The organism is Wocania arenilitoris, assembly GCF_021728535.1.
GTDB lineage: Bacteria > Bacteroidota > Bacteroidia > Flavobacteriales > Flavobacteriaceae > Wocania_A > Wocania_A arenilitoris.
This window is the reverse complement of record NZ_JAKKDU010000008.1, coordinates 180763-202152: the sequence shown is the minus strand read 5'-3', so window position 1 is coordinate 202152 and position 21390 is coordinate 180763. Positions and strand designations below refer to the sequence as shown.

At 31.2% G+C, this 21390-nt stretch carries 25 protein-coding genes and 1 pseudogene; 16 read left to right on the top strand and 10 right to left on the bottom strand.

Going from position 1 to position 21390, the window contains the following annotated elements; genetic code table 11:
* The coding region (locus L3X37_RS08720) for a transposase (RefSeq protein ID WP_237239786.1) at positions 1–387 on the top strand (387 nt) is incomplete at its 5' end.
* Between the two features lie 138 nt (positions 388–525).
* Here L3X37_RS08720 and ahcY read toward each other — a convergent pair.
* Positions 526–1842, bottom strand: a complete 1317-nt coding sequence (gene ahcY, locus L3X37_RS08715; RefSeq protein ID WP_237239785.1) for an adenosylhomocysteinase — start codon at positions 1840–1842, stop codon at positions 526–528.
* 131 nt (positions 1843–1973) lie between these two features.
* On the opposite strand from ahcY, the gene L3X37_RS08710 reads away from it, so the two are divergent.
* The 7 genes from L3X37_RS08710 to L3X37_RS08680 all read left to right on the top strand — a co-directional run bounded on the left by L3X37_RS08710 (position 1974) and on the right by L3X37_RS08680 (position 9230).
* Positions 1974–2600, top strand: a complete 627-nt coding sequence (locus L3X37_RS08710) for a 4'-phosphopantetheinyl transferase family protein (protein ID WP_237239784.1) — start codon at positions 1974–1976, stop codon at positions 2598–2600.
* Position 2601: 1 nt separating this feature from the next.
* Positions 2602–3327 (top strand): phosphoglycerol geranylgeranyltransferase, encoded by a 726-nt coding sequence (locus tag L3X37_RS08705; protein ID WP_237239783.1) that lies wholly within the window; start codon positions 2602–2604, stop codon positions 3325–3327.
* A gap of 78 nt (positions 3328–3405) precedes the next feature.
* Positions 3406–3666, top strand: a complete 261-nt coding sequence (locus L3X37_RS08700; RefSeq protein WP_237239782.1) for a thiamine-binding protein — start codon at positions 3406–3408, stop codon at positions 3664–3666.
* Positions 3650–4282: a nicotinamide riboside transporter PnuC gene (pnuC, locus tag L3X37_RS08695; protein ID WP_237239781.1), complete on the top strand. Its 633-nt coding sequence runs from the start codon at positions 3650–3652 to the stop codon at positions 4280–4282. Before L3X37_RS08700 ends, pnuC begins: the two co-directional genes overlap by 17 nt.
* A complete protein-coding gene (locus tag L3X37_RS08690) occupies positions 4243–6360 on the top strand; it encodes a DUF4301 family protein (RefSeq protein ID WP_237239780.1) in 2118 nt (705 codons plus the stop codon). Before pnuC ends, L3X37_RS08690 begins: the two co-directional genes overlap by 40 nt.
* Positions 6361–6362: 2 nt before the next feature.
* Positions 6363–6770, top strand: coding sequence for an alternative ribosome rescue aminoacyl-tRNA hydrolase ArfB (gene arfB, locus L3X37_RS08685; RefSeq protein ID WP_237239779.1), 408 nt, complete (start codon positions 6363–6365; stop codon positions 6768–6770).
* A 252-nt stretch (positions 6771–7022) separates the two neighbouring features.
* Positions 7023–9230 (top strand): TonB-dependent receptor, encoded by a 2208-nt coding sequence (locus tag L3X37_RS08680; RefSeq protein ID WP_237239778.1) that lies wholly within the window; start codon positions 7023–7025, stop codon positions 9228–9230.
* A 42-nt stretch (positions 9231–9272) separates the two neighbouring features.
* Here the strand turns inward: L3X37_RS08680 and L3X37_RS08675 are convergent, their stop codons facing one another.
* Positions 9273–9701 carry a Rieske (2Fe-2S) protein gene (locus L3X37_RS08675; protein ID WP_237239777.1) on the bottom strand — a complete coding sequence of 143 codons (429 nt, stop codon included), beginning with the start codon at positions 9699–9701 and terminating at the stop codon, positions 9273–9275.
* A 205-nt stretch (positions 9702–9906) separates the two neighbouring features.
* Between L3X37_RS08675 and greA the strand changes: the two genes are divergently transcribed.
* Together greA and L3X37_RS08665 are read left to right on the top strand one after the other, a co-directional pair.
* The gene (gene greA / locus L3X37_RS08670; RefSeq protein ID WP_237239776.1) at positions 9907–10380 is read left to right on the top strand and encodes a transcription elongation factor GreA; all 474 of its coding nucleotides are present in this window, start codon (positions 9907–9909) and stop codon (positions 10378–10380) included.
* Positions 10381–10472: 92 nt separating this feature from the next.
* On the top strand, positions 10473–10862 hold the full coding sequence (locus L3X37_RS08665) for an HIT family protein (RefSeq protein WP_237239775.1): 390 nt from the start codon (positions 10473–10475) through the stop codon (positions 10860–10862).
* Here the strand turns inward: L3X37_RS08665 and L3X37_RS08660 are convergent.
* Both L3X37_RS08660 and L3X37_RS08655 read right to left on the bottom strand, forming a co-directional pair.
* Entirely contained in the window at positions 10857–11207 is a 351-nt protein-coding gene (locus L3X37_RS08660) for a hypothetical protein (RefSeq protein ID WP_237239774.1), read from the bottom strand. The two genes, L3X37_RS08665 and L3X37_RS08660, sit on opposite strands and share 6 nt — an antisense overlap.
* Before the next feature lie 14 nt (positions 11208–11221).
* A complete protein-coding gene (locus tag L3X37_RS08655; protein ID WP_237239773.1) occupies positions 11222–12376 on the bottom strand; it encodes a sensor histidine kinase in 1155 nt (384 codons plus the stop codon).
* Positions 12377–12586: 210 nt separating this feature from the next.
* Between L3X37_RS08655 and L3X37_RS08650 the strand changes: the two genes are divergently transcribed.
* From L3X37_RS08650 to ppk2 (L3X37_RS08630), 5 genes and pseudogenes are all read left to right on the top strand, one after another.
* Positions 12587–13456 carry a flavin reductase family protein gene (locus tag L3X37_RS08650; protein ID WP_237239772.1) on the top strand — a complete coding sequence of 290 codons (870 nt, stop codon included), beginning with the start codon at positions 12587–12589 and terminating at the stop codon, positions 13454–13456.
* Positions 13457–13509: 53 nt separating this feature from the next.
* Entirely contained in the window at positions 13510–13887 is a 378-nt protein-coding gene (locus L3X37_RS08645) for a DUF3127 domain-containing protein (protein ID WP_237239771.1), read from the top strand.
* A 274-nt stretch (positions 13888–14161) separates the two neighbouring features.
* Complete coding sequence (gene aat, locus L3X37_RS08640) at positions 14162–14788, top strand: leucyl/phenylalanyl-tRNA--protein transferase (RefSeq protein WP_237239770.1); 627 nt, start codon at positions 14162–14164, stop codon at positions 14786–14788.
* Positions 14789–14845: 57 nt separating this feature from the next.
* Positions 14846–15694, top strand: a complete 849-nt coding sequence (ppk2, locus tag L3X37_RS08635) for a polyphosphate kinase 2 (RefSeq protein ID WP_237239769.1) — start codon at positions 14846–14848, stop codon at positions 15692–15694.
* A 6-nt stretch (positions 15695–15700) separates the two neighbouring features.
* Positions 15701–16524, top strand: a pseudogene (ppk2, locus tag L3X37_RS08630) (polyphosphate kinase 2).
* On the opposite strand, the gene L3X37_RS08625 reads toward ppk2 (L3X37_RS08630), so the two are convergent.
* Entirely contained in the window at positions 16525–17091 is a 567-nt protein-coding gene (locus L3X37_RS08625) for a DNA-3-methyladenine glycosylase I (RefSeq protein ID WP_237239768.1), read from the bottom strand.
* A gap of 144 nt (positions 17092–17235) precedes the next feature.
* Between L3X37_RS08625 and L3X37_RS08620 the strand changes: the two genes are divergently transcribed.
* Positions 17236–17853: a thioredoxin family protein gene (locus L3X37_RS08620; RefSeq protein WP_237239767.1), complete on the top strand. Its 618-nt coding sequence runs from the start codon at positions 17236–17238 to the stop codon at positions 17851–17853.
* Here L3X37_RS08620 and L3X37_RS08615 read toward each other — a convergent pair.
* From L3X37_RS08615 to L3X37_RS08595, 5 genes are all read right to left on the bottom strand, one after another.
* Positions 17837–18553, bottom strand: a complete 717-nt coding sequence (locus L3X37_RS08615) for a hypothetical protein (RefSeq protein ID WP_237239766.1) — start codon at positions 18551–18553, stop codon at positions 17837–17839. The two genes, L3X37_RS08620 and L3X37_RS08615, sit on opposite strands and share 17 nt — an antisense overlap.
* Positions 18554–18606: 53 nt before the next feature.
* Entirely contained in the window at positions 18607–19299 is a 693-nt protein-coding gene (truB, locus tag L3X37_RS08610; RefSeq protein WP_237239765.1) for a tRNA pseudouridine(55) synthase TruB, read from the bottom strand.
* A 1-nt stretch (position 19300) separates the two neighbouring features.
* The gene (locus L3X37_RS08605) at positions 19301–20098 is read right to left on the bottom strand and encodes an undecaprenyl-diphosphate phosphatase (protein WP_237239764.1); all 798 of its coding nucleotides are present in this window, start codon (positions 20096–20098) and stop codon (positions 19301–19303) included.
* Entirely contained in the window at positions 20098–20352 is a 255-nt protein-coding gene (locus L3X37_RS08600) for a DUF3098 domain-containing protein (RefSeq protein ID WP_237239763.1), read from the bottom strand. The genes L3X37_RS08605 and L3X37_RS08600 overlap by 1 nt, the downstream gene beginning before the upstream one ends.
* 73 nt (positions 20353–20425) lie before the next feature.
* Positions 20426–21304 (bottom strand): cell division protein FtsX, encoded by an 879-nt coding sequence (locus L3X37_RS08595; protein WP_237239762.1) that lies wholly within the window; start codon positions 21302–21304, stop codon positions 20426–20428.
* Positions 21305–21390: the final 86 nt, after the last annotated feature.

Sequence of the window (21390 nt, the reverse complement as noted above, 5' to 3'; positions counted from 1 at the left end):
TGCGCAATGGGTCAAGCCTTGACTAATATTGGAAGCTATAAAAAGAAAACAAAAAATGGTTTTGAGCAAACCATACATCGCTATCAAGCTCAGAACTGCAATAGTTGCTCTTTAAGAAGTCTGTGCCATAAATCCAAGTACAATCGCATCATAGAACGCAACTATAACCTAATCCGATTAAAAGCACAAGCCAAAACATTGCTTACCAGTGAGCAAGGTATTGCAAAGCGAAAACAACGCTGTTGGGATGTAGAAGCCGTATTTGGAAATATAAAACATAATATGAATTTTAAACGATTTATGCTAAGAGGTATTGATAAAGTAAATGTAGAAATAGGGCTAGTTGCCATGGCACATAACCTTAAAAAGTATAGTTTAGCGCTATAAAATCGCTTTTGCTTTTTTAAATCAAGCTTTTTGAACCCTAATATTGAAAACTAAAACAATAAGCTAAAAATAATCAAAAAGAAAATCGCCTAAAAATTACTTTTTAGACGACTTCTTTTTTAATATCTATTACTCTAATTAGTATCTGTAATGCTCAGGCTTATATGGACCATCAACCGTTACACCAATATATTCAGCTTGATACGGCTTTAACTCCGTTAACTCAACGCCTATTTTTGCTAAATGTAATTTTGCTACCTTTTCATCTAAATGTTTTGGTAACATATATACATCATTTTGATAAGCATCAGCATTATTCCATAACTCAATTTGAGCTAAAGTTTGATTTGTAAACGAGTTACTCATTACAAAACTAGGATGACCAGTAGCACAACCCAAGTTTACTAAACGTCCTTCGGCTAGAATTATAATATCCTTTCCATCAATCGTATATTTATCAACTTGTGGCTTAATGGTGTTTTTGGTATTTCCGTAGTTGTCATTTAACCAAGCCATTTGAATTTCATTATCAAAGTGTCCTATATTACACACTATGGTTTTGTCTTTCATGGCTTTAAAATGCTCTGCACGTACAATATCTTTGTTGCCTGTTGTTGTAATTACAATATCTGAGTTGCTAACTACAGTTTCTAGTTTTTTAACTTCAAAACCATCCATGGCTGCTTGTAATGCACAAATTGGGTCGATTTCGGTAACGGTTACAATACTTCCTGCGCCTTTAAAAGAGGCAGCAGTTCCTTTTCCAACATCGCCATAACCACAAACAGTTACACGTTTTCCTGCTAGCATAATGTCTGTTGCTCTTCTAATTGCATCAACTGCAGATTCTTTACAACCGTATTTATTATCGAATTTAGATTTAGTTACAGAATCGTTTACATTAATAGCAGGCATTGGTAAAGTTCCATTTTTTACACGCTCATATAGTCTGTGAACACCTGTTGTGGTTTCTTCAGATAAACCGTTAATTCCAGCAGCTAATTCTGGGTATTTATCTAAAACCATATTAGTTAAATCTCCACCATCATCAAGAATCATGTTTAGTGGTTTTCTTTCTTCACCAAAAAATAAAGTTTGTTCTATACACCAATCAAACTCTTCTTCTGTCATATCTTTCCAAGCATAAACTGCAGTTCCAGCAGCAGCAATTGCAGCTGCGGCTTGATCTTGTGTTGAAAAGATATTACAAGAACTCCAGGTTACTTCTGCTCCTAAAGCCTGTAAAGTTTCAATTAATACAGCAGTTTGAATAGTCATGTGTAAGCACCCAGCAATACGTGCGCCTTTTAGCGGTTGAGCGTCTTTGTATTCTTCTCTTAAACTCATTAAACCTGGCATTTCTGCTTCTGCTAATTCAATTTCTTTTCGTCCCCAATCAGCAAGAGATATGTCTTTAACTTTATTTGCTACGTAAGGAATTGTTTTTGTACTCATAGTATTTTTTTCTTATTGTTTTAAGGTATTACATCTTTGTGTTTAGAACTTAAAATACTTAAATTCGCATGCCAAAATGTTTAATTTGCCTTAGGCGATGCAAAGATAATCAATAACTTTCAGAATAATAAATGCCACTTTATAAAACCATAACTCCAAACTCACAAACTACTGTTAAAATCTGGAAGATTTCTGAGTCTTATAAGGATTTATTTGAATCAGTTGATTTAAAACCTAAAAGTTTAGAACGTGTTTTGAGTATGAAAAGTGAAATGCATCAACGTGGATTTTTAAGTGTTAGAAAATTATTGGCTGAATTTGGATATTCTGATAAGGATTTGTTTTATGATGAAAATGGGAAACCACATTTGAAAGATGGAAAACAAATTTCTATTACTCATTCTTTTAATTTTTCAGGAGTTATAGTTAGCGATTCAGTTATTGGAATAGATATTGAAAAACAACGTGATAAAATCAGTATAATTTCTCATAAATTTATTGATTATGAGTTTAATTATTTAGATGAAAATGATGCAGACTACATAAAAAAACTAACTGCTATTTGGTGCGTAAAAGAATCTTTATATAAGCTTTACGCAACACCAGGGTTGAGTTTTAAAAAGCATTGCTTAGTAATCCCCTTTAATATTGATGATAATGAAACTGTAGCTTGGATAGATTATAAAACAAAAAAACATCGCTATAATATCCAATTTTTAGAGTTTGAAGGATTTGCTTGTGCTTATGCCATTGCCTAAAATGAAAAACATTTATAAAAACATAAAAAACTCGATTTTAAATCATGAAAAATTATTAGCGGTTTTAATTGACCCTGATAAATTCTCTGTTGATGATGTTGCACGTTTCATTAAAAAAGTAAATCAATCTGTAGCTACTCATATTTTTGTTGGAGGTAGTACCGTTAAAGATAAAGTAACAGAAGTATTGGTTTCTGAAATTAAAACACACACTAAACGTCCTATTGTTTTATTTCCTGGAGCTATTTCTCAAATTACAAATAAGGCTGATGCACTCTTGTTTTTATCTTTAATTTCAGGCAGAAACCCTGATTATTTAATTGGGAAACATGTGGAGTCTATTTCTATAATAAAAACCACGAATTTAGAAGTTATTTCAACAGGTTATATTTTAATAGAAAGTGGAAACGAAACTGCTATAGAGCGTGTGACGCAAACACAACCAATGGATAAAAATACTATTCAAAATATAGTAAATACTGCTAAGGCTGGTGAATTGTTAGGGATGAAACTTATTTATTTGGAAGCAGGAAGTGGCGCATTAAATCCTGTAGATTCTGAAATAATTTTAAAAGTGAAAAATGAAATAAAAATTCCATTAATTGTTGGTGGTGGTATAAAAAATACTCAACAATTAGAAAACGCATACAGTTCTGGAGCAGATATGGTAGTTATAGGAACTGCTTTTGAGGAAGATGAAACGTTTTTTGACAAATTACGAAAGTGATTTGTCATACTGAACTTGTTTCAGCATCTCATAAAATAGAGATTCCCGCCTGCACGGGAATGATAAAATATAGAATAAATGAAAATATCAGTAGAATTAACATTAACACCTTTGCAAGACAAATTTGAGCCAGCAATTATTCATTTTATAAAAAAGTTAAGAGCATCAAATTTAAAAGTTTTAGAAAACCCATTGAGCACACAAGTTTATGGTGATTATGATGAGGTGATGAGCTTACTTCAAAATGAAATAAAAGAAGTATTTCAACTTATTGAAAATGGGTTGTTATACATGAAAATAGTAAAAACTGATAGGCACGACTATGAACCCCATTTTTGATTTCTTTTTAGAACCTTACTATACAAGAGAACCATACTTAATTGCTTTAGAAGCTATCGCTTTTTTCTTTGGTATTGCTAGTGTAATTTATGCAAAAAGAGAAAATATTTTAGTTTATCCAACAGGACTTATTGCTACAATAATTACCGTTTATATTTTTTTGAAAGATGAATTAATGGGAGATATGATGATGAATTTCTATTATTCTATAATGAGTATTTATGGCTGGTGGAATTGGTCTCGAAAAAAAGATGATAAGGTTTTAGTGCCAATTTCTAGAACAAATACTGGGGAAAAAATAATTGGTTTTGGGATGTTTTTGTTAACTATGATTGTAACTTATGGGGTTTATAAAGCATACGGAACAGAAATTAGTTCGTCAAATTATATAGATATATTTACATCTGGTGTATTTTTTACAGCTATGTGGTATATGGCAAATAAAAAATTAGAAAATTGGACACTTTGGATTTTTGCTGATATTATTACCGTGCCTCTTTATGCTTCACGCGGATGGGGCATGTTTTCATTACAGTATTTAATCTTTACTGTTTTAGCAATTCAAGGTTATTTAGCATGGAAAAAAAGTATAAACAACAACCTTCAAACTGCATAAAAGTAGTATTGTTTGGTCCAGAATCTACTGGAAAAACTACGCTTTCAAAACAGTTAGCTAAGCACTATAATACGGTTTGGGTGCCAGAATATGCACGCGAGTATTTGCAAAATAAATGGAATGCTGAACAAAAAACTTGCCAACCAAAAGATTTATTACCCATAGCAGAAGGGCAAATGAAGCTGGAAAATGAGCTAGTTAAAAAAGCAAATTCAGTTTTAATTTGCGATACCGATTTGTTAGAAACCAAAGTGTACTCCGAAGCATATTACTTAGGAACATGCGACCCGATTTTACAAAAATTTGCCTTAGAAAACACTTACGATTTATATTTTTTAACATATATTGATACCCCTTGGGAAGCAGACGACTTACGCGATAAACCAAACGAAAGGTCACGTATGTTTAAAGCTTTTGAAACGGCACTTAAAAAACATAACAAACCCTATGTTTTGTTAAAAGGAAATAAAATCGAACGATTAGAAATGGCAATTAACCATATTGACAAACTCTTAAAAAATAAAGCTTTGAATTTTACTGAAAAAGACCAAAATCAAATTAAATCAAAGGGATTAACTATAAATCAAATAGAAGGACAAGTTAATCGCATAAAAAATGGCATGTCTTATTCTAATTTAGTTGCTGCAGCAAATATTGGTAGCGGTATTGAAAGTTATAGCGAACAAGAAATCAAGGAATTTATAGATTTATATGAGGAGATGCAAGATAATTTAAACATTGTAAAGTTTGTGCCAGCTTCTGGTGCTGCAACGCGTATGTTTAAATTCTTGTTTCAGTTTTTAAGTCAGTTTAATCCAGAACATGAAACTATTGAAAGTTATGCAAAAAAACATAACGATAATCTTATTATAACCTTTATTTCTAATTTTGAAAAGTTTCCGTTTTACAATCAGATTGTATTAAAAGCAAAAGCTATAAACCCTAATTTTGATAAATTAAACAAAAACGAAGCAGTTTTAGGATTGGTAAAAGCTATGTTAAACGAAGATGCTTTAAATTATAGCTTCTTCCCTAAGGGTTTATTGCCATTTCATAAATATAAAAACGGTGCTGTAACTGCTTTTTATGATCATTTATTTGAGACTACATTATATGCTTCTTCAAAAAACAAGGCTAATCTTCATTTTACAGTTTCAGAAAAACACCATTCGTGTTTTACTGCTGAGCTTAATAATATTATTAATGAGTTGGAGCAAAAAACCAATACAACTTTTAACGTTTCGTTTTCTTATCAAAAAGAAGAAACCGAAACTGTAGCACTAACCGAGAATAATGAGGTTTATAGAAATGAAGATGGCTCCATTTTATTCAGACCAGCAGGACATGGTGCTTTATTAGAAAATTTAAACGATTTAAATAGCGATTTAGTTTTTATTAAAAACATTGACAATATTGTAGTTTTTAATAAAAACGAAAAACTTAATAAGTATAAAAAACTGATTGCTGGTGTGTTGCTTAAAGTTCAAGAGCAAACATTTTCGTTTTTGCATCAGCTGGATAATGCATCTGTTAACGAAGCTGAAATGTTGAATATGGCTATGTTTTTATCAAAAAAAATGAATGTTTCAATTTTTGATGAATTTGATGATTTAACTTTAGAAAAAAAGAAACAATATTTAAAAGAAAAATTAAATAAACCTATTCGTGTTTGTGCTATGGTAAAAAATGAAGGCGAACCTGGTGGTGGACCATTTTGGGTTAAAGATATGCATGGAGATATGTCATTACAAATAGTAGAATTTGCTCAAATAGATATTGAAAATCCTAGTCAAGCTGAAATTGTTAAAAACGCTACTCATTTTAATCCAACAGATTTAGTTTGTGGTATAAAAAATTATAAAGGAGCAAGGTTTAATCTTTTAAATTTTGTTGATAAAGAAGCTGCTTTTATTACAGATAAAACTCAAAACGGGATTGCTATAAAAGCATTAGAATTACCTGGGCTCTGGAACGGAAGTATGGCAAATTGGAATACTATTTTTGTAGAAGTACCACTGGCTACATTTAACCCTGTAAAAACGGTAAACGATTTACTAAAACCAGAGCATCAAGTATAATAATGTTTAACAAAGAGATACTTTTACAAGAATTAACGTTTAAAGCCGTTAGGAGCTCTGGCGCAGGCGGACAACATGTAAATAAAGTAGCTTCTAAAGTAGAATTACAATTCGATTTATTAAACACTTTTGTTTTTAACGAAGAACAAAAGGTCCGTTTAAAAAACAAACTTCAGCACAGGTTAACCAAAGATGATATACTTATTTTACAATGTGATGAAAGTCGTAGCCAACACAAAAACAAAGACCTAGTTATTAAACGTTTTTTAGACTTAATCGAGAACAGTTTAAAAGTTCCTAAAAAACGAATACCAACTAGAATTCCAAAAGCTGTTATTAGAAAACGGTTAAAAAACAAACGAAATCTTTCAGAAAAAAAAGCGAATAGAAAAAAACCAGATATTGATTGAAATAATTATCAATAGTTTCTATCTTTGCAGCGTTCTCAAAAAAGGGGTGCCTATTATCGGCTGAGATCATACCCATTGAACCTGAGCAGGTAATGCTGCTAAGGAAGGCGATAATCGCCATTTAGATATAATATTTTGCAATTTGTTACCTTGAACGTAGTCGAAAGGTCTTTTTAAAAATATTTATCGAAAATTATTTAATAACTATTAAAGAATAATGACCTCTTTTTATTCGATTTTAAATGTAATCGTATGAAAAACTTATTTCTTTTTTTAACACTCTTAGTGTTAACAGTCAGTGTCAACGCACAACAAAATCAAGTTCAAAAAGACTCAACAAAAACTGAAAAATTAGATGAAGTTTTAGTTAAGGCAGTTCGTGTAAATGCTACTTCTCCTATTACCCACACAAATGTTACAAAAGAGCAATTAGCAAAACGTAATTTGGGGCAAGACATTCCTGTTTTGCTAAACTATTTGCCATCAGTTGTTACAACTACCGATGCTGGTGCTGGTGTTGGTTATACAGGGATTAGAGTACGTGGTATTAATGCGCAATCTACTAATATTACACTCAATGGCATTCCGTATAACGATGCAGAATCTTTAGGAACGTTTTGGGTAAATTTAGGCGATTTTGCTTCGTCTGTAGAAAGTTTGCAATTGCAAAGGGGTGTTGGTACATCAACTAATGGTTCAGGTGCTTTTGGCGCGAGTATAAACGTGCTTACCGATGCTGTTGCTGATGAGGCAAATGGAGAAATTTCTAATTCCTTCGGTAGTTTTAATACAAGAAAACATACCGTAAAATTTAGCACGGGAAAACTCAATAATAGTACTGAGCGAAGTAGAAGTATTGAAATAGCGGGTCGATTATCTAAAATTAATTCAGATGCTTATATAGATAGAGCATCGTCAGATTTAAAATCATATTTTTTACAAGCAGCTTATGTTGATGATAATACATTAATAAAAGCGATTACGTTTAGCGGACACGAAATTACTTATCAATCATGGAATGGTTTAGAAGATTTAGATCTTTTGGCTAATAACAGAACTTTTAACACCGCAGGTATGTATACCGATGAAAATGGTGTTACACAATTTCATGAAGATGAAGTAGATAATTACCAACAAGGTCATTATCAATTACATTGGAATGAACGTTATAACAACAATTGGTCTACTAATTTAGCATTAAATTACACTAAAGGACGCGGTTATTTTGAGCAGTATAAAGAAGATGAGCCTTTTAATGAGTACGACTTAATACCAATTAATATTGGAGGAGAAACCATTGATAAAACCGATTTAATTCGTCGCCGTTGGTTAGATAACAATTTTTATGTAGTAAATGCAGGGGCAAACTATAAAAAAAATGTATTGGATTTAAATTTTGGTTTATCGTATAGCAGTTATATTGGGGATCATTTTGGAGAAATTATTTGGGCGCGTTTTGCAAGTGATTCTGAAATTGATGACAATTATTATAACGGACAGGGCAATAAAAAGGACTTTAGTTTATTTACCAAAGCGACTTACAGATTAAATGATAAAGTGAGTTTGTATGGCGATTTACAAATGCGTTTTGTTAATTACAAAACAACAGGGTTAACATCAGACAGGATTAATTTATTGGTTGATGAGCAATATAATTTCTTTAATCCAAAAGCAGGAATTACCTACGAATTAAACGATAAAAATAATCTGTATTTTTCTTATGCTAGAGCAAATCGCGAACCAAGCAGGAGTGATTTTGAAAACAACCCTAATATAAAACCAGAACAATTAAACGATTTTGAGTTAGGTTGGAGGCACAATACCAGAACCTTTAGAATCAACGCCAATGCATATTATATGCTGTACAATGAACAGTTGGTTTTAACAGGAGCTATAGATAATACAGGTACACCAATAAGGGCAAATAGTGGTGGTAGTTATCGTTTAGGTTTAGAGCTTGATGCTGCCGTACAAATTTCTAATAAGTTTGCTATTCAACCAAACGTTACTATAAGCTCTAATAAAAATAAAGAAACGTTTTTTCAGAGAGATGGCGTTTTAGAGAATTTGGGCAAAACGAATATTTCGTTTTCACCTGAGTTAGTAGCAGCAAATGCCTTGGTTTTTAATCCAACTAATAATTTTCAAATGTCGCTTTTAAGTAAATATGTAGGTGCGCAATTTATGGGAAATAATGATTCTGAAGCTTCAAAATTAGAAAGTTATTTTGTAAATGATTTTAATGTGACTTACGAGATAAAACCAAAATCAATTTTTAAAACAATTATATTATCTGCTTTGGTAAATAATATTTTTAATAAAAAGTACATTTCAAACGGCTATTATTACACTTATGATGATACTTGGAGTAACCCTGCAGTTACTGCGACCATAGAAGGTACAGGATATTACCCGCAAGCAACCACTAATTTTTTACTTGGGGCAACTTTAAAGTTTTAGAGAATGACTAAATTAAGCCTCAGTATCTTAATTGAGGCTTTTTTAGTTAAAAATTGTAAGCGTATTTCCGTTTTTCTGAATACGGTAGTTTTTTAATCCACACCTTAGAGTATTATCTCCTAAAGATTGGCCTGTAACTAAACTGTATTCGTTTTTATCATCGCAACCACAAGTTGCATTCAAGCCAGAAGGTTCTAATACTGAGCATGAAGCTTGCACATGATTAGGGTCGCTAGCATCCCAAGCAAAATAGTCTCCACCTGTAAATGCAACAATAACACCACCATTGCCTATATTGGGTACTCTAACTGAGTTGCCTGCAAATTGTAATTGGCTATATTGAGGAAAGCTTAAATTAATAACCTCATTAACAGGAACATTCAGTAGAAATTTACAGTTTTCATCTTCTTCTCTATTGCTACTGCACGAAAACAGAAACATAGTAAATATTATTACAATAAAATACTTCATTAATTATTTTTAAATTTAAATCGCAATTTAAGATTAATTAAAATACAGTAAAAATACTTTTATAGCAATTATTAACACGTAATTAAAAATTTTGTATTTTTGTGGTACAATCTCGTGTAAACGGGATTTTTTTTATTCCAGATACCCAAATCAATAAAAATCGAGATGTGTTTCGGAATCTTTTTATTAAATAAACGATGAAGTTATGAGTAAAGTATCTTACTATACACCAGAAGGATTAAAAAAATTAAGAGAAGAGCTAAAGCAGTTAAAAGATGTTGAGCGTGTAAAAGCATCAAAAGCCATTGCAGAAGCTAGAGATAAAGGCGATTTAAGTGAAAATGCCGAATATGATGCAGCTAAAGAAGCACAAGGGATGTTAGAAATGCGTATTTCTAAATTAGAAGAAGCTTTAGCAGGTGCTCGCGTTATTGATGAATCGCAGTTAGATAACTCTAAAATATTGGTATTATCAAGAGTTAAAATTAAAAACCAAACCAATGGTATGGAAATGAATTATACACTAGTAGCTGATGGAGAAGCAGATTTAGCATCGGGTAAAATATCGGTAAACTCACCTATAGGTAAAGGTTTGTTAGGAAAATCAGTTGGCGATGTAGCCGAAATACAAGTGCCAAACGGTGTTATGAAATTTGACATTATCGAGATTTCTAGATAATTAAAAGCAAAAATAATTTTTAAAAAGATTCCTGTTTAAGTTAAGCAGGAATCTTTTATATTTACATATACTCTTAAAAATCCTCAAAATTTATGGCTTCAATTTTCACTAAAATAGTAAATGCCGAAATCCCTTGTTATAAGGTTGCTGAAACCGATGATTTTCTAGCATTTCTTGATGTATATCCTAACAGTAAAGGGCATACACTTTGTATTCCTAAAAAGGAAGTAGATAAAATATTCGATCTAGATGAAGCTACATATACTGGATTAATGCAGTTTTCAAGAGAAGTAGCCATAGCAATTGAAAAAGCTATTCCATGTAAACGCGTAGGGATTAGTGTTATTGGATTAGAAGTTCCTCATGCACATGTACATTTAATTCCGTTACATTCTATGGAAGATGCAAGATTTCTTCAAAAAGACAAGCTAACTGTTGAAGAGTTTCAAAATACAGCCAAGGCTATAAAAGCGTATTTATAATTTATTATAAAGCAACAAAAATAATACTGTAACAATTATTACAACAACAGATATTATTATAATCCAAGTTAACTTCTTTAAAAAAGTTGATGGTTTTTTAGGCACAAAAGCTTTTTTATGATATTCAAAAACGCGGTCAATATCATCTGTCCATTGTACAGGATAAATAGTAGTGTTGCATGTTTTACAAATAATACTGTTCTTAATGTCTTTAGTTATCGATTTGTAAAATTTAGTTTCAATAAACTTTTGTTTAAATGTTAAGCGTAAACCATCTTTACTATAACATTCGGGGCAGTTATTATTTAAAGCAAATTCTTTTATAGTAATAAATTTCTCAGACATAATTTAAGAGGTTTTTAAACCGCTCGCGTTAAAGCAATTTGTATAGTAGTGCCTTTATTTATTTCAGATTGAAGCACTTTAATTTTACCATTATGAAAATCTTCTATAATACGTTTAGTAAGCGACAAACCTAATCCCCAACCACGTTTTTTGGTAGTATAACCAGGTTCAAATATTCTTTTAAATTGGCTTTTTGCTAATCCTTTTCCAGTATCTGTTACACTAACTTTTACGTTATTTTCAAGTTGAGAGATTTCAATAGTAAGTTTGCCCCTACCTTTCATAGCGTCAATAGCATTTTTAACCAAGTTTTCAATAACCCAACTGTACAATTGCTTGTTAAGTTTTACAGGGATATTGCCACTTGGAGTTATAATTTCAAAATCTATGAGCTTTGAAGATCTCGTTTTTAAATAATCATAAGAGTTGATAGTTTCTTCAATAATATCGGCAACTTCTAAGGCAGGTATAGATCCTATTTTGCTAAAACGTTCGGTAATGGTTTTTAAGCGATCTACATCTTTTTCAATTTCAACAATATACTCAGGATTAACATGTTCGCTTTTTAAAATTTCTGTCCAGCCAATTAAAGAGGATAATGGTGTGCCAATTTGATGTGCCGTTTCTTTTGCCATACCAGACCATAACTTATTTTGAGTGGCATTTTTATTGCTACTATAAAAGAAAAATATAACAGCAATAAACAAAACTATAATTAAAATTAATGCAAGCGGATAGTATTTTAATTTGTTTATTAAAGGTGAATTGCCATAATAGATAGTAGATAAAACCTCATTTTTATAGCGTATTTCAATGGGGGTATTTTCATTCTTAAATTTTGCTATTAATTTTTGAATATATAGTGAATCTTTAGCTTTTTCCTCATCAATATTATTAGAATCAAAACTTCCGTCTTGATTCACTTTTATCATAGGAGTTGTTTTATTACTTGTAATAACCTTTAAAGGTAAATTACCCATATCTACATTAAGGTTATTCATTTTGTGTAAGTCTGTTTGGGCAAATGACCACATTTCCATTTTTACCCTTTCTTCCTTTTTAAAATGTTGAAAAAGCTCATAGGTTTTCCATAAAATAACAGACACCATAATAAACGATGCCGCAATCATAATCCATCTAAAAGTGTTTTTGTATTCGGTAAAAATCATCAACTACTAATTTAACTTGTAATATAATGCAAATCTGTTAATATTATTGCGCAAGTTCTTAGTAAATCACTTTTTAGTTAGTTAAGAGATTAGTTACATTTCATCTGATGGGAAATAATTGTAAATTGTTGATAGAGGCATACTAATGTTGAAAACTTGATAAAATTATCATGTTTTTTTTGATTAGTTTTGTTGAAACTAAAAAGTTTAATGACGTCGTATAAGCCTACAGACATTTCAACAGGTAAATTACATAGCTATTTGTTAAGTACTGTGGCGCCAAGGCCAATTGCTTTTGCAAGTACTTTAAGTGCAGATGGCACACCAAATTTATCGCCATTTAGTTTTTTTAATGTATTTAGTGCTAATCCGCCTGTAATGATTTTTTCTCCAGCGCGTCGTGTTAGAAATAATACTACTAAGCATACTTTGGAAAATGCAGAGGCTATAAAGGAAGTGGTTATTAATGTGGTGAATTATGATATGGTTCATCAAATGTCATTAGCGAGTACCGAGTATGCCGAAGATGTAAACGAGTTTGAAAAGGCAGGTTTAACCATGCTAAAATCGGATGTTGTAAAACCATGTCGTGTTGCCGAATCACCAGTTCAGTTTGAGTGTAAAGTGAACGACATTATAAAGTTAGGAAATGAAGGTGGCGCAGGAAATTTGATTATATGCGAAGTTGTAAAATTGCATATTAATGATGATGTTTTAGATGATAAAGGCACAATAAATCAACAAAAGTTAGATTTAGTAGCTAGAGCTGGTGGCAGTTATTACACAAGAGCTAAAAAAGGATTTTTTGAAATCCCGAAGCCATTAACCACTTTAGGTATAGGTGTAGATAATTTTCCTGATTATGTTAAAAATAGTATGGTTTTAACAGGAAACGATTTAGGAATGTTAGCTAATATTGAAGCATTGCCTACTGCAGAAAGTGTAAAAGAATTTGTAAAAGATTTAGGTGAACGACACCCAAATATAAAAACAGAAACACATAGGCAAAAGCATAAGCTAGCACGCAATTATTTAAGTTTTGGTGATGTTGAAAGTGCTTGGAAAATATTATTATCTTAAATTTCAAAAAATATTAAATAAATAATATTAATAAAAAATAAATAATAGATTAAATGGAAGTTCAAGGAAGAATTAAAATGATTGGAGAAACTCAAACTTTTGGAAGTAATGGGTTTAGAAAAAGAGAAATAGTTGTAACTACTGAGGAGCAATACCCGCAACATATTATGGTGGAGTTTGTTCAAGATAAAACAGATTTATTAAACAGTTACCAAGTAGGACAACAAGTAAAAATAAACATTAATTTACGTGGCAGAGAATGGGTAAATCCACAAGGTGAAACCAAATACTTTAACTCTATTCAAGGCTGGAGAATTGAAGCGTTACAAGCCGAAGCCTCAGGCGAAAACTTACCACCAGTACCACCAATGGATGCTTTTGAGCCTGCTGGAGATTTAAAAGAAGATGATCACGACGATTTACCTTTTTAATCAATAATTTTTATCATTCCTGCGCACTGTATTGAGCTTGCCTAAATGTAGGCAGAAATCGTAATTCATCAACCTCTTCGTTTATTGAAACCTAGAGGTTTTTGTTTTTACATTATTGCGAGAATGAAACATCCATGATTAATATTTAATCACACAACCAAATGATTATTTAGGATGTTACATGTGACCGTTGAATAACAATAAATATAAACACATAAAAATAGCCTGCACTGAGCGCAGTCGAAGTGTAACAATCAGCCAATTAAGAATTATTATGCAAACTCTAACCAAAGACATATGTTTTCCAAACGTGTCCGAAGCTACTAAAGATGGACTACTTGCTATTGGAGGCGATTTATCTACAAAGCGATTATTACATGCCTATAAACATGGTATTTTTCCATGGTTTGAGATAGATGAACCTATTTTATGGTGGTCGCCAAATCCACGATTTGTGTTGTTTCCAGAAAAGCTAAAAGTGTCAAAAAGCATGAAACAAGTATTACGCACTTGCAATTATACAGTAACTATTAATAAAGCTTTTAAAGAGGTAATAACCGAGTGTTCTAAGGTAAAACGTAATGGGCAAGCAGGCACTTGGATAACTAATAGTATGGTAGTGGCTTATACTAATTTATTTAAATTAGGCTATGCAAAATCCGTTGAAGTTTGGAAAAATAAAAAACTAGTTGCAGGGTTATACGGGATAGATTTAGGAAATAATGTGTTTTCTGGCGAAAGCATGTTTACCAAAGAAAGTAATGCCAGTAAAGCTGGTTTTATAACCTTTATTCAAAATTCTAATTATAAACTTATAGATTGCCAAGTATATACTAAACATTTAGAAAGTTTGGGAGCAGAAGATATTTCCAGAGATAAATTTTTATTTTACTTATCCTGATAAATATCATCTTTTTTGAGGTTAAAAATGAAGATATTAGCAAATTAATTAATATTTATGTTAACATTAGAAGATTTTAAAAAGTTTAATGACAAAGAAGAGTTTCTTAAAATTTTAAAAGAAAAAAAAGAAGAACAACAAGTAAAAGAGTTACTCAATACACTTGAATATGAATTAGAATTAAAAAAACTCCAAGCAGAATTGGTAGACTTACAGCAATGGGTTGCAAAACATAAAAAACGAGTTTGTATTGTTTTTGAAGGACGCGATGCCGCTGGTAAAGGCAGTACAATACGTCGCTTTATGGAGCATTTAAATCCACGTTCAATGCGAGTTGTTGCTTTAACTAAACCTACCGATGTAGAAAAAGGGCAATGGTATTTTAGACGCTATATAAAAGAAATGCCAAATCCTGGTGAGATTGTTTTTTTTGATAGAAGTTGGTATAATCGAGCAGTAGTAGAACCCGTAATGGGATTTTGTAATGAGAAGGATTATGATAAATTTATGGTGCAAGTTCCAGAGTTTGAGCATATGCTTTATGAGGATGGAATTATTTTAATAAAATTTTGGTTTTCAATTTCAAAAGATGAACAGGTTAGACGTTTTAATTCGAGATTACAAAGTCCTTTAAAACGCTGGAAATTTAGTCCAGTAGATCAAGAAGGGCAAAGACGTTGGGATAAGTATACGTTTTATAAAGAACAAATGTTTAGCAAAACACATACAACATTTAGCCCTTGGATTATTATTAAAACAAACATTAAAAAAGAAGCACGTTTAGAAAGCATACGATATGTTTTATCTAGGTTTAAATACGAAAATAAGGGAAACTCTGGTACCACATTATTTCCAGATCCTAATATTGTACAGCGATATCACAGACTTGTAAAGCAAATTGATTAAACCATTATGAGTAATAATATAACACCAAAAGATTTAAAAAAATTAAATTCTAAAAAAGGAATCATTCAGTTTTTATTAGATGATAATATTACGATTTCAAAGGTTTTAAGAAATTTAAATTACGAATCCCGTTTAAAATCGTTGCAAGAAGAATTAATAAAACTTCAACATTGGGCAGAAGCCAATAAAGAAAAAATAGTTATTGTTTTTGAAGGTAGAGATGCAGCAGGAAAAGGGGGGCTATTAGAAGGATTACAGAACATTTAAACCCAAGAGAGTTTAAAGTTGTAGCCCTGCCAAAACCAAGTATTGTAGAGAAAGGGCAATGGTATTTTCAGCGATATATAGCGAGATTGCCTAGAGAAGGAGAAATTGTTTTTTTTGACAGAAGTTGGTACAACAGAGCCATTGTAGAACCTGTTAATGGATTTTGTACAGAAGAGGAATATACTATTTTTATGAAACAGGTTAACCAGTTTGAAAATATGTTAATCGAGTCTGGAATTAGATTAATAAAATTTTATTTTTCGATTTCTAAAGATGAACAACAAAGACGTTTTGAAGACATAAAAGCGAGTCCTTTAAAAAAATGGAAATATAGTCCAGTTGATCAAAAAGCCATAGAGCTATGGGATGATTATACTATGTATAAAAAGAAAATGTTTAAAAAAACTAATACTAAAATTGCCCCTTGGATAATTATTAAGGCCAACAAAAAAACTAAAGCAAGAGTTGAAACTATCGAACATTTACTAAATGTATTACCATATAACCCAAAAGACCAAACAGTAATAACACATTATGAAATTGAAGAAAAAGAAGTAGATTAATTAAACCTCATTATATCTAAAGCAATCAACCTCATGGTCGTTTACCATACCTGTGGCTTGCATATGTGCATAAACAACAGTTGAACCCACAAATCTAAACCCACGTTTTTTTAAATCTTTACTTAAAGCATCACTTATTGCAGTATTTGCAGGAGTTTTTTTGTAATTTTTAAGTTTGTTTTTAATGGGTTTCCCATCAACAAAACCCCAAATATATTTTGAAAATGAACCAAATTCCTCTTGAATTTTTATAAAAGCCTGTGCATTTGTAATGGTTGCTTTTACTTTCAGTTTGTTTCTTATAATACCAGTATTTTGCAATAAAGCATCAATTTTATCTTGTTTGTAATTGGCTATTTTTTTATAGTTAAAATCATCAAAAGCTTTTCTAAAATTTTCGCGTTTGCGCAAAACGGTAATCCAACTTAAACCTGCTTGAAAAGTTTCTAGAATTAAAAATTCAAAAATCGTTGCATCATCATATGCAGGAACTCCCCATTCTTCATCATGATAGGCTTCATATAGTGTGTCACCAACACACCAACCGCATTTATGTTTTTTATTCATACACTTTAATAATAACAATTAAGAGTTTATTACAAGTTGCAAGGTTTTAATTTTAAACATGACAAATATCATCTTAACTGTAATCACAAGATACTAAATTTGTACAATTATATTTTGTCAATTTTTGTCAATAAAAAGTAAGTTATGGATTTTATCATAAAAAATAGCTTAGACAATAGCATGTCTTATAGCGCGTATAGAATTTTAGTACAAGAATTAGTTGAGGCTAGCTCGACAACAGGATTAGAAAAAACAGAAGCTTTAGTAAACTATACAAAGCTTAACGATAGACGTATGAAACGTTGGGATAAAACTGTAAACATTCCAGATGAAGCTAAAGATAGAATTTTGACTTTTGAAGAACCCGTTACTTGGTTACTAATTACCGAGAGTTGGTGTGGCGATGCGGCGCATATTTTGCCAGTAATTAATAAAGTAGCCGAATTAAATAAGAATATTAACTTAAGAATTGTACTACGTGATGAAAATCCAGAATTAATGGATGCTTTTTTAACTAACGGAGCTAGGGCTATACCTAAGTTGATAGTAATTGATAATGCTACAGGAGGTGTACTAACTACTTACGGACCAAGACCAAGTGAAGCAACAAATTATGTTACTAGATTTAAAGCTAAATACGGAGCGTTAACTCCAAGTTTTAAAGAAGATTTACAGCATTGGTATAATAAAGATAAAGGGCAAAATATTATATATGATCTTACCGAAATACTTTGCAATTTACAACCTACTGTTTGCCAATAAATAAAAAAGTAATAGAACCAATTTGACTTTTTTTAGTCGCATCAGCACTAAATTGAGAGTTTTTTGCGTACTCTAAAGCATGCTCTGTTAAGCATTCATTTGATGTAGATGATGATGAGTTTACATAAGCATCAATAACATTACCTCTGTCGTTTACGGTTATGTTTATAACAATTTTACCACCTATTTCGCATAAATAAACGGGAATAGGAATATGCACTTTTTTTCTGTTTACTAACGAAAAACTAATCGTACTTTTCGAGTTTGCACTATCATCTTGTTGTTTTTTTAATAAATCATTTACTTTACTAAAAGATGAAAGCTCTTCGGTGTTTACTTTAGAATCGTCTGTGTTTTCGTATTCTTTTTTAAACGTCTCTTTATAGCTAGAATTATTATTACTTTTTGGAACGTAATCTTCCGGTGGTGCTATAGGTTTATAAGCTTCAGCAAAATGCTTAGATTTACTGGTTTCGTTAAAGGCGTTATTAGTTTCAGCTTTACTAGCATTTAACTTTTCAAGAGTTTCTAAAACTTTAATTTCTTCTTCAGTAAGTTCTTCTTCAGGCTCCATTTGGTAGTAACTTTCAGAAATGAATTCACTTTGCTTTTTAAGCCCTAAATTAAAAATAGAAAGCACCAGAGTCCCTGTTAAGAGAAACGTGATAAGTAGGGCTTTATGTTGATTTGTTAGGTTCAAACCTTTGTTAATTTATACCAATTCTATATGAAATATACGTAAAATTAAACAATTTAGTCTTTTAGTGATGCGATAAAGGCTTCAAAAGTGGAAGCATTACTAACATTAAAGTCACCAATTTTTGTTCTTCTAAGCGAAGATAAATGTGCCCCAGATTGTAAAGCTTTGCCAAAATCGTTAGCTAAAGAACGTATGTAAGTGCCTTTGCTACAAACTACTCTAAAATTTACTTTCAAACTATTAATTTTAGTAATTTCAAAGGCTTCAATGCATACAGTTCTGGGTTTAATTTCAACAGTTTCGCCAGCTCTTGCAAATTCATATAATCGTTTTCCGTCTTTTTTTAATGCTGAAAAGATAGGTGGAAATTGTTGAATCTCACCAATAAATTGTTTGGTGGTTTCTTGGATTAAATCTTCAGTAATATGATTTGTTGAGAAGATTTTATTAATTTCAGTTTCCAAATCAAATGATGGCGTTGTGCTTCCTAAAGTAAAAGTGCCTGTGTACTCTTTAATTTGACCTTGAAAGGTGTCGATTTGCTTCGTCATTTTTCCAGTGCAGATTACTAATAAGCCCGTGGCTAAAGGGTCTAAAGTACCAGCATGACCGACTTTTATTTTTTTAATATTGAATGCTTGACGGATTTCCCAGCGGAGTTTATTTACAACTTGAAATGATGTCCAATTCAAAGGTTTGTCAATTAATAAAACTTGACCAGAAAGGTAATCTTCTTTCAAAAGCATATTACGAATTTAGTAAAGAAAATATAATAGCAATAATGCCAACAATGGCGCAATAAATTGCAAAATAGCTAAGTTTGCTCTTTTTTACTAGAGCAATCATCCAAGTACAAGCAAATAAACCTGCAACAAATGCAGCAACAAAGCCAACAGAAAGAGAGGTTATATTTTGATTTTCCGTAGAAATATCTCCACTTAAAACATCTTTAGCAATTTTACCAAAAATTAAAGGTACTACCATTAAAAACGAAAAACGTGCTGCTTTGGTTTTGTCGTTTCCTAATAATACAGAAGTAGATATTGTTGCTCCAGAGCGAGATATTCCGGGTAGCATAGCAATAGCTTGAGCTATGCCTATTATAAAGGCACCTTTAAAAGATACTTTTTTGTTGGTGTCTTTAGCTTTATCGGCTAAATAAAGCAGAAGTGCGGTAATGATAAGCATGAAGCCTACAAGTTTAATATTTCCTCCAAATAATTCAGCAAATTGAGATTCGTAAGTATAGCCAATTACAGCAGCAGGAATCATAGAAATGGCAATTTTACTAATAAATTGTAAATCTTCATTCCATTTAAATTTTAAAATACCCTTTAAAATATCTAGAATATCTTTTCTAAAAACTACTATGGTACTTAATGCTGTGGCAAAATGTAAAACTACTGTAAACAGTAAACTTTCTTCTGGCACAGAATTATCACCAAGAATAGCTTTCCCTAGTTCTAAATGACCACTTGATGATACAGGTAAAAATTCGGTAAGCCCTTGAATAATGCCAAGGATGATAGCATCAATTATATCCATTACTTCTTATCTGGATTCAATAAAATAGCATAAACCTGAATACCAAAACCAATTAAAATTAAAGTTGGTGCTAATCGGATGCGCCTCCAATTAAAAATTTCTGGGTTAAAAACGTTAGGGTCATCACTACCACCACCAGCCATTAAAATATACCCTAGAGCAATGCAAGCTAAACCAATAAACATGAATTTATAGTTTTTCTTTCCAAAAACAAAAACTGGTTTTGCGTTTTCTTTACGTTTTTTTTCTCCCATGATTTTTTATAAAGTAGATATGCAAATTAACGGATTTATTTAAATAAGATATGTTAACACTTTTGTTAATTATCTAATAATACAAGTCATCGGTTTTCAAATTTAAAAAACGCTGGGTTGCAAAATGTGTGCTAATCCAAGTAATAATAATACCTAAGGCAAATATAAAAACAAACAATAAACTAATTAAAACAGGATTACTTAATAATTCTAATTCAGTAAATGTTTTGTTTAGATAAAACAAAACAATGGCCATACCAATTAGTGCTAAAACGGCACCAATAATGCCTAAGCGTACACTTTTTAAAACAAACGGACGACGAATAAATTGTTTTGTGGCACCAACCATTTGCATAGTTTTAATAGTAAATCGTTTAGAGTAAACCGCTAATCGGATGGAACTGTTAATTAGTAAAACAGCAATTAAAGTAAAAATAGCACTAATTACCAATACCCAAAAACTTATTTTTTTAACATTATCGTTCATTAAATTAACTAGGTCGTTATCGTAAGTTACTTCATCAACAAAGTTTTTATTTAGCGCTTCTGCAGAAATTTTTTCAAGGTGTTCAGAGGTTACAAAATCGGCTTTTAAATGCACATCAATAGAGTTTTGCAACGGATTATAACCTACAAAATCCATAAAATCTTCACCATTTTCAGCTTTCATAAATTCAGCAGCTTGTTCTTTCGAAACGTATTCGGTAGATTTTATATAATCTGCCATTGCCAAACTTTTTTCAAGCTGTTTTACTTCAACGTCTTTAGCATTATCTTTTAAATAAATGGTAACAACAACTTGCTCTTTAAAATGATCTGAAACCTTTTTTGCATTAAGAATTAACATCCCTAATAAACCCAATAAAAATAAAACCAATGCAATACTTAATACTACAGAAAAATATGAAGAAATAAGTTTGCGTTTTTGGTGTTTCTCGAAAGATGAACTCATAAAGTCGTTGGATTAATAGTGTAAAAATAATAAAGTATTCTAATTGATTGTTCTTTACAACGTTTAAACTTTCAACATTGTTATAA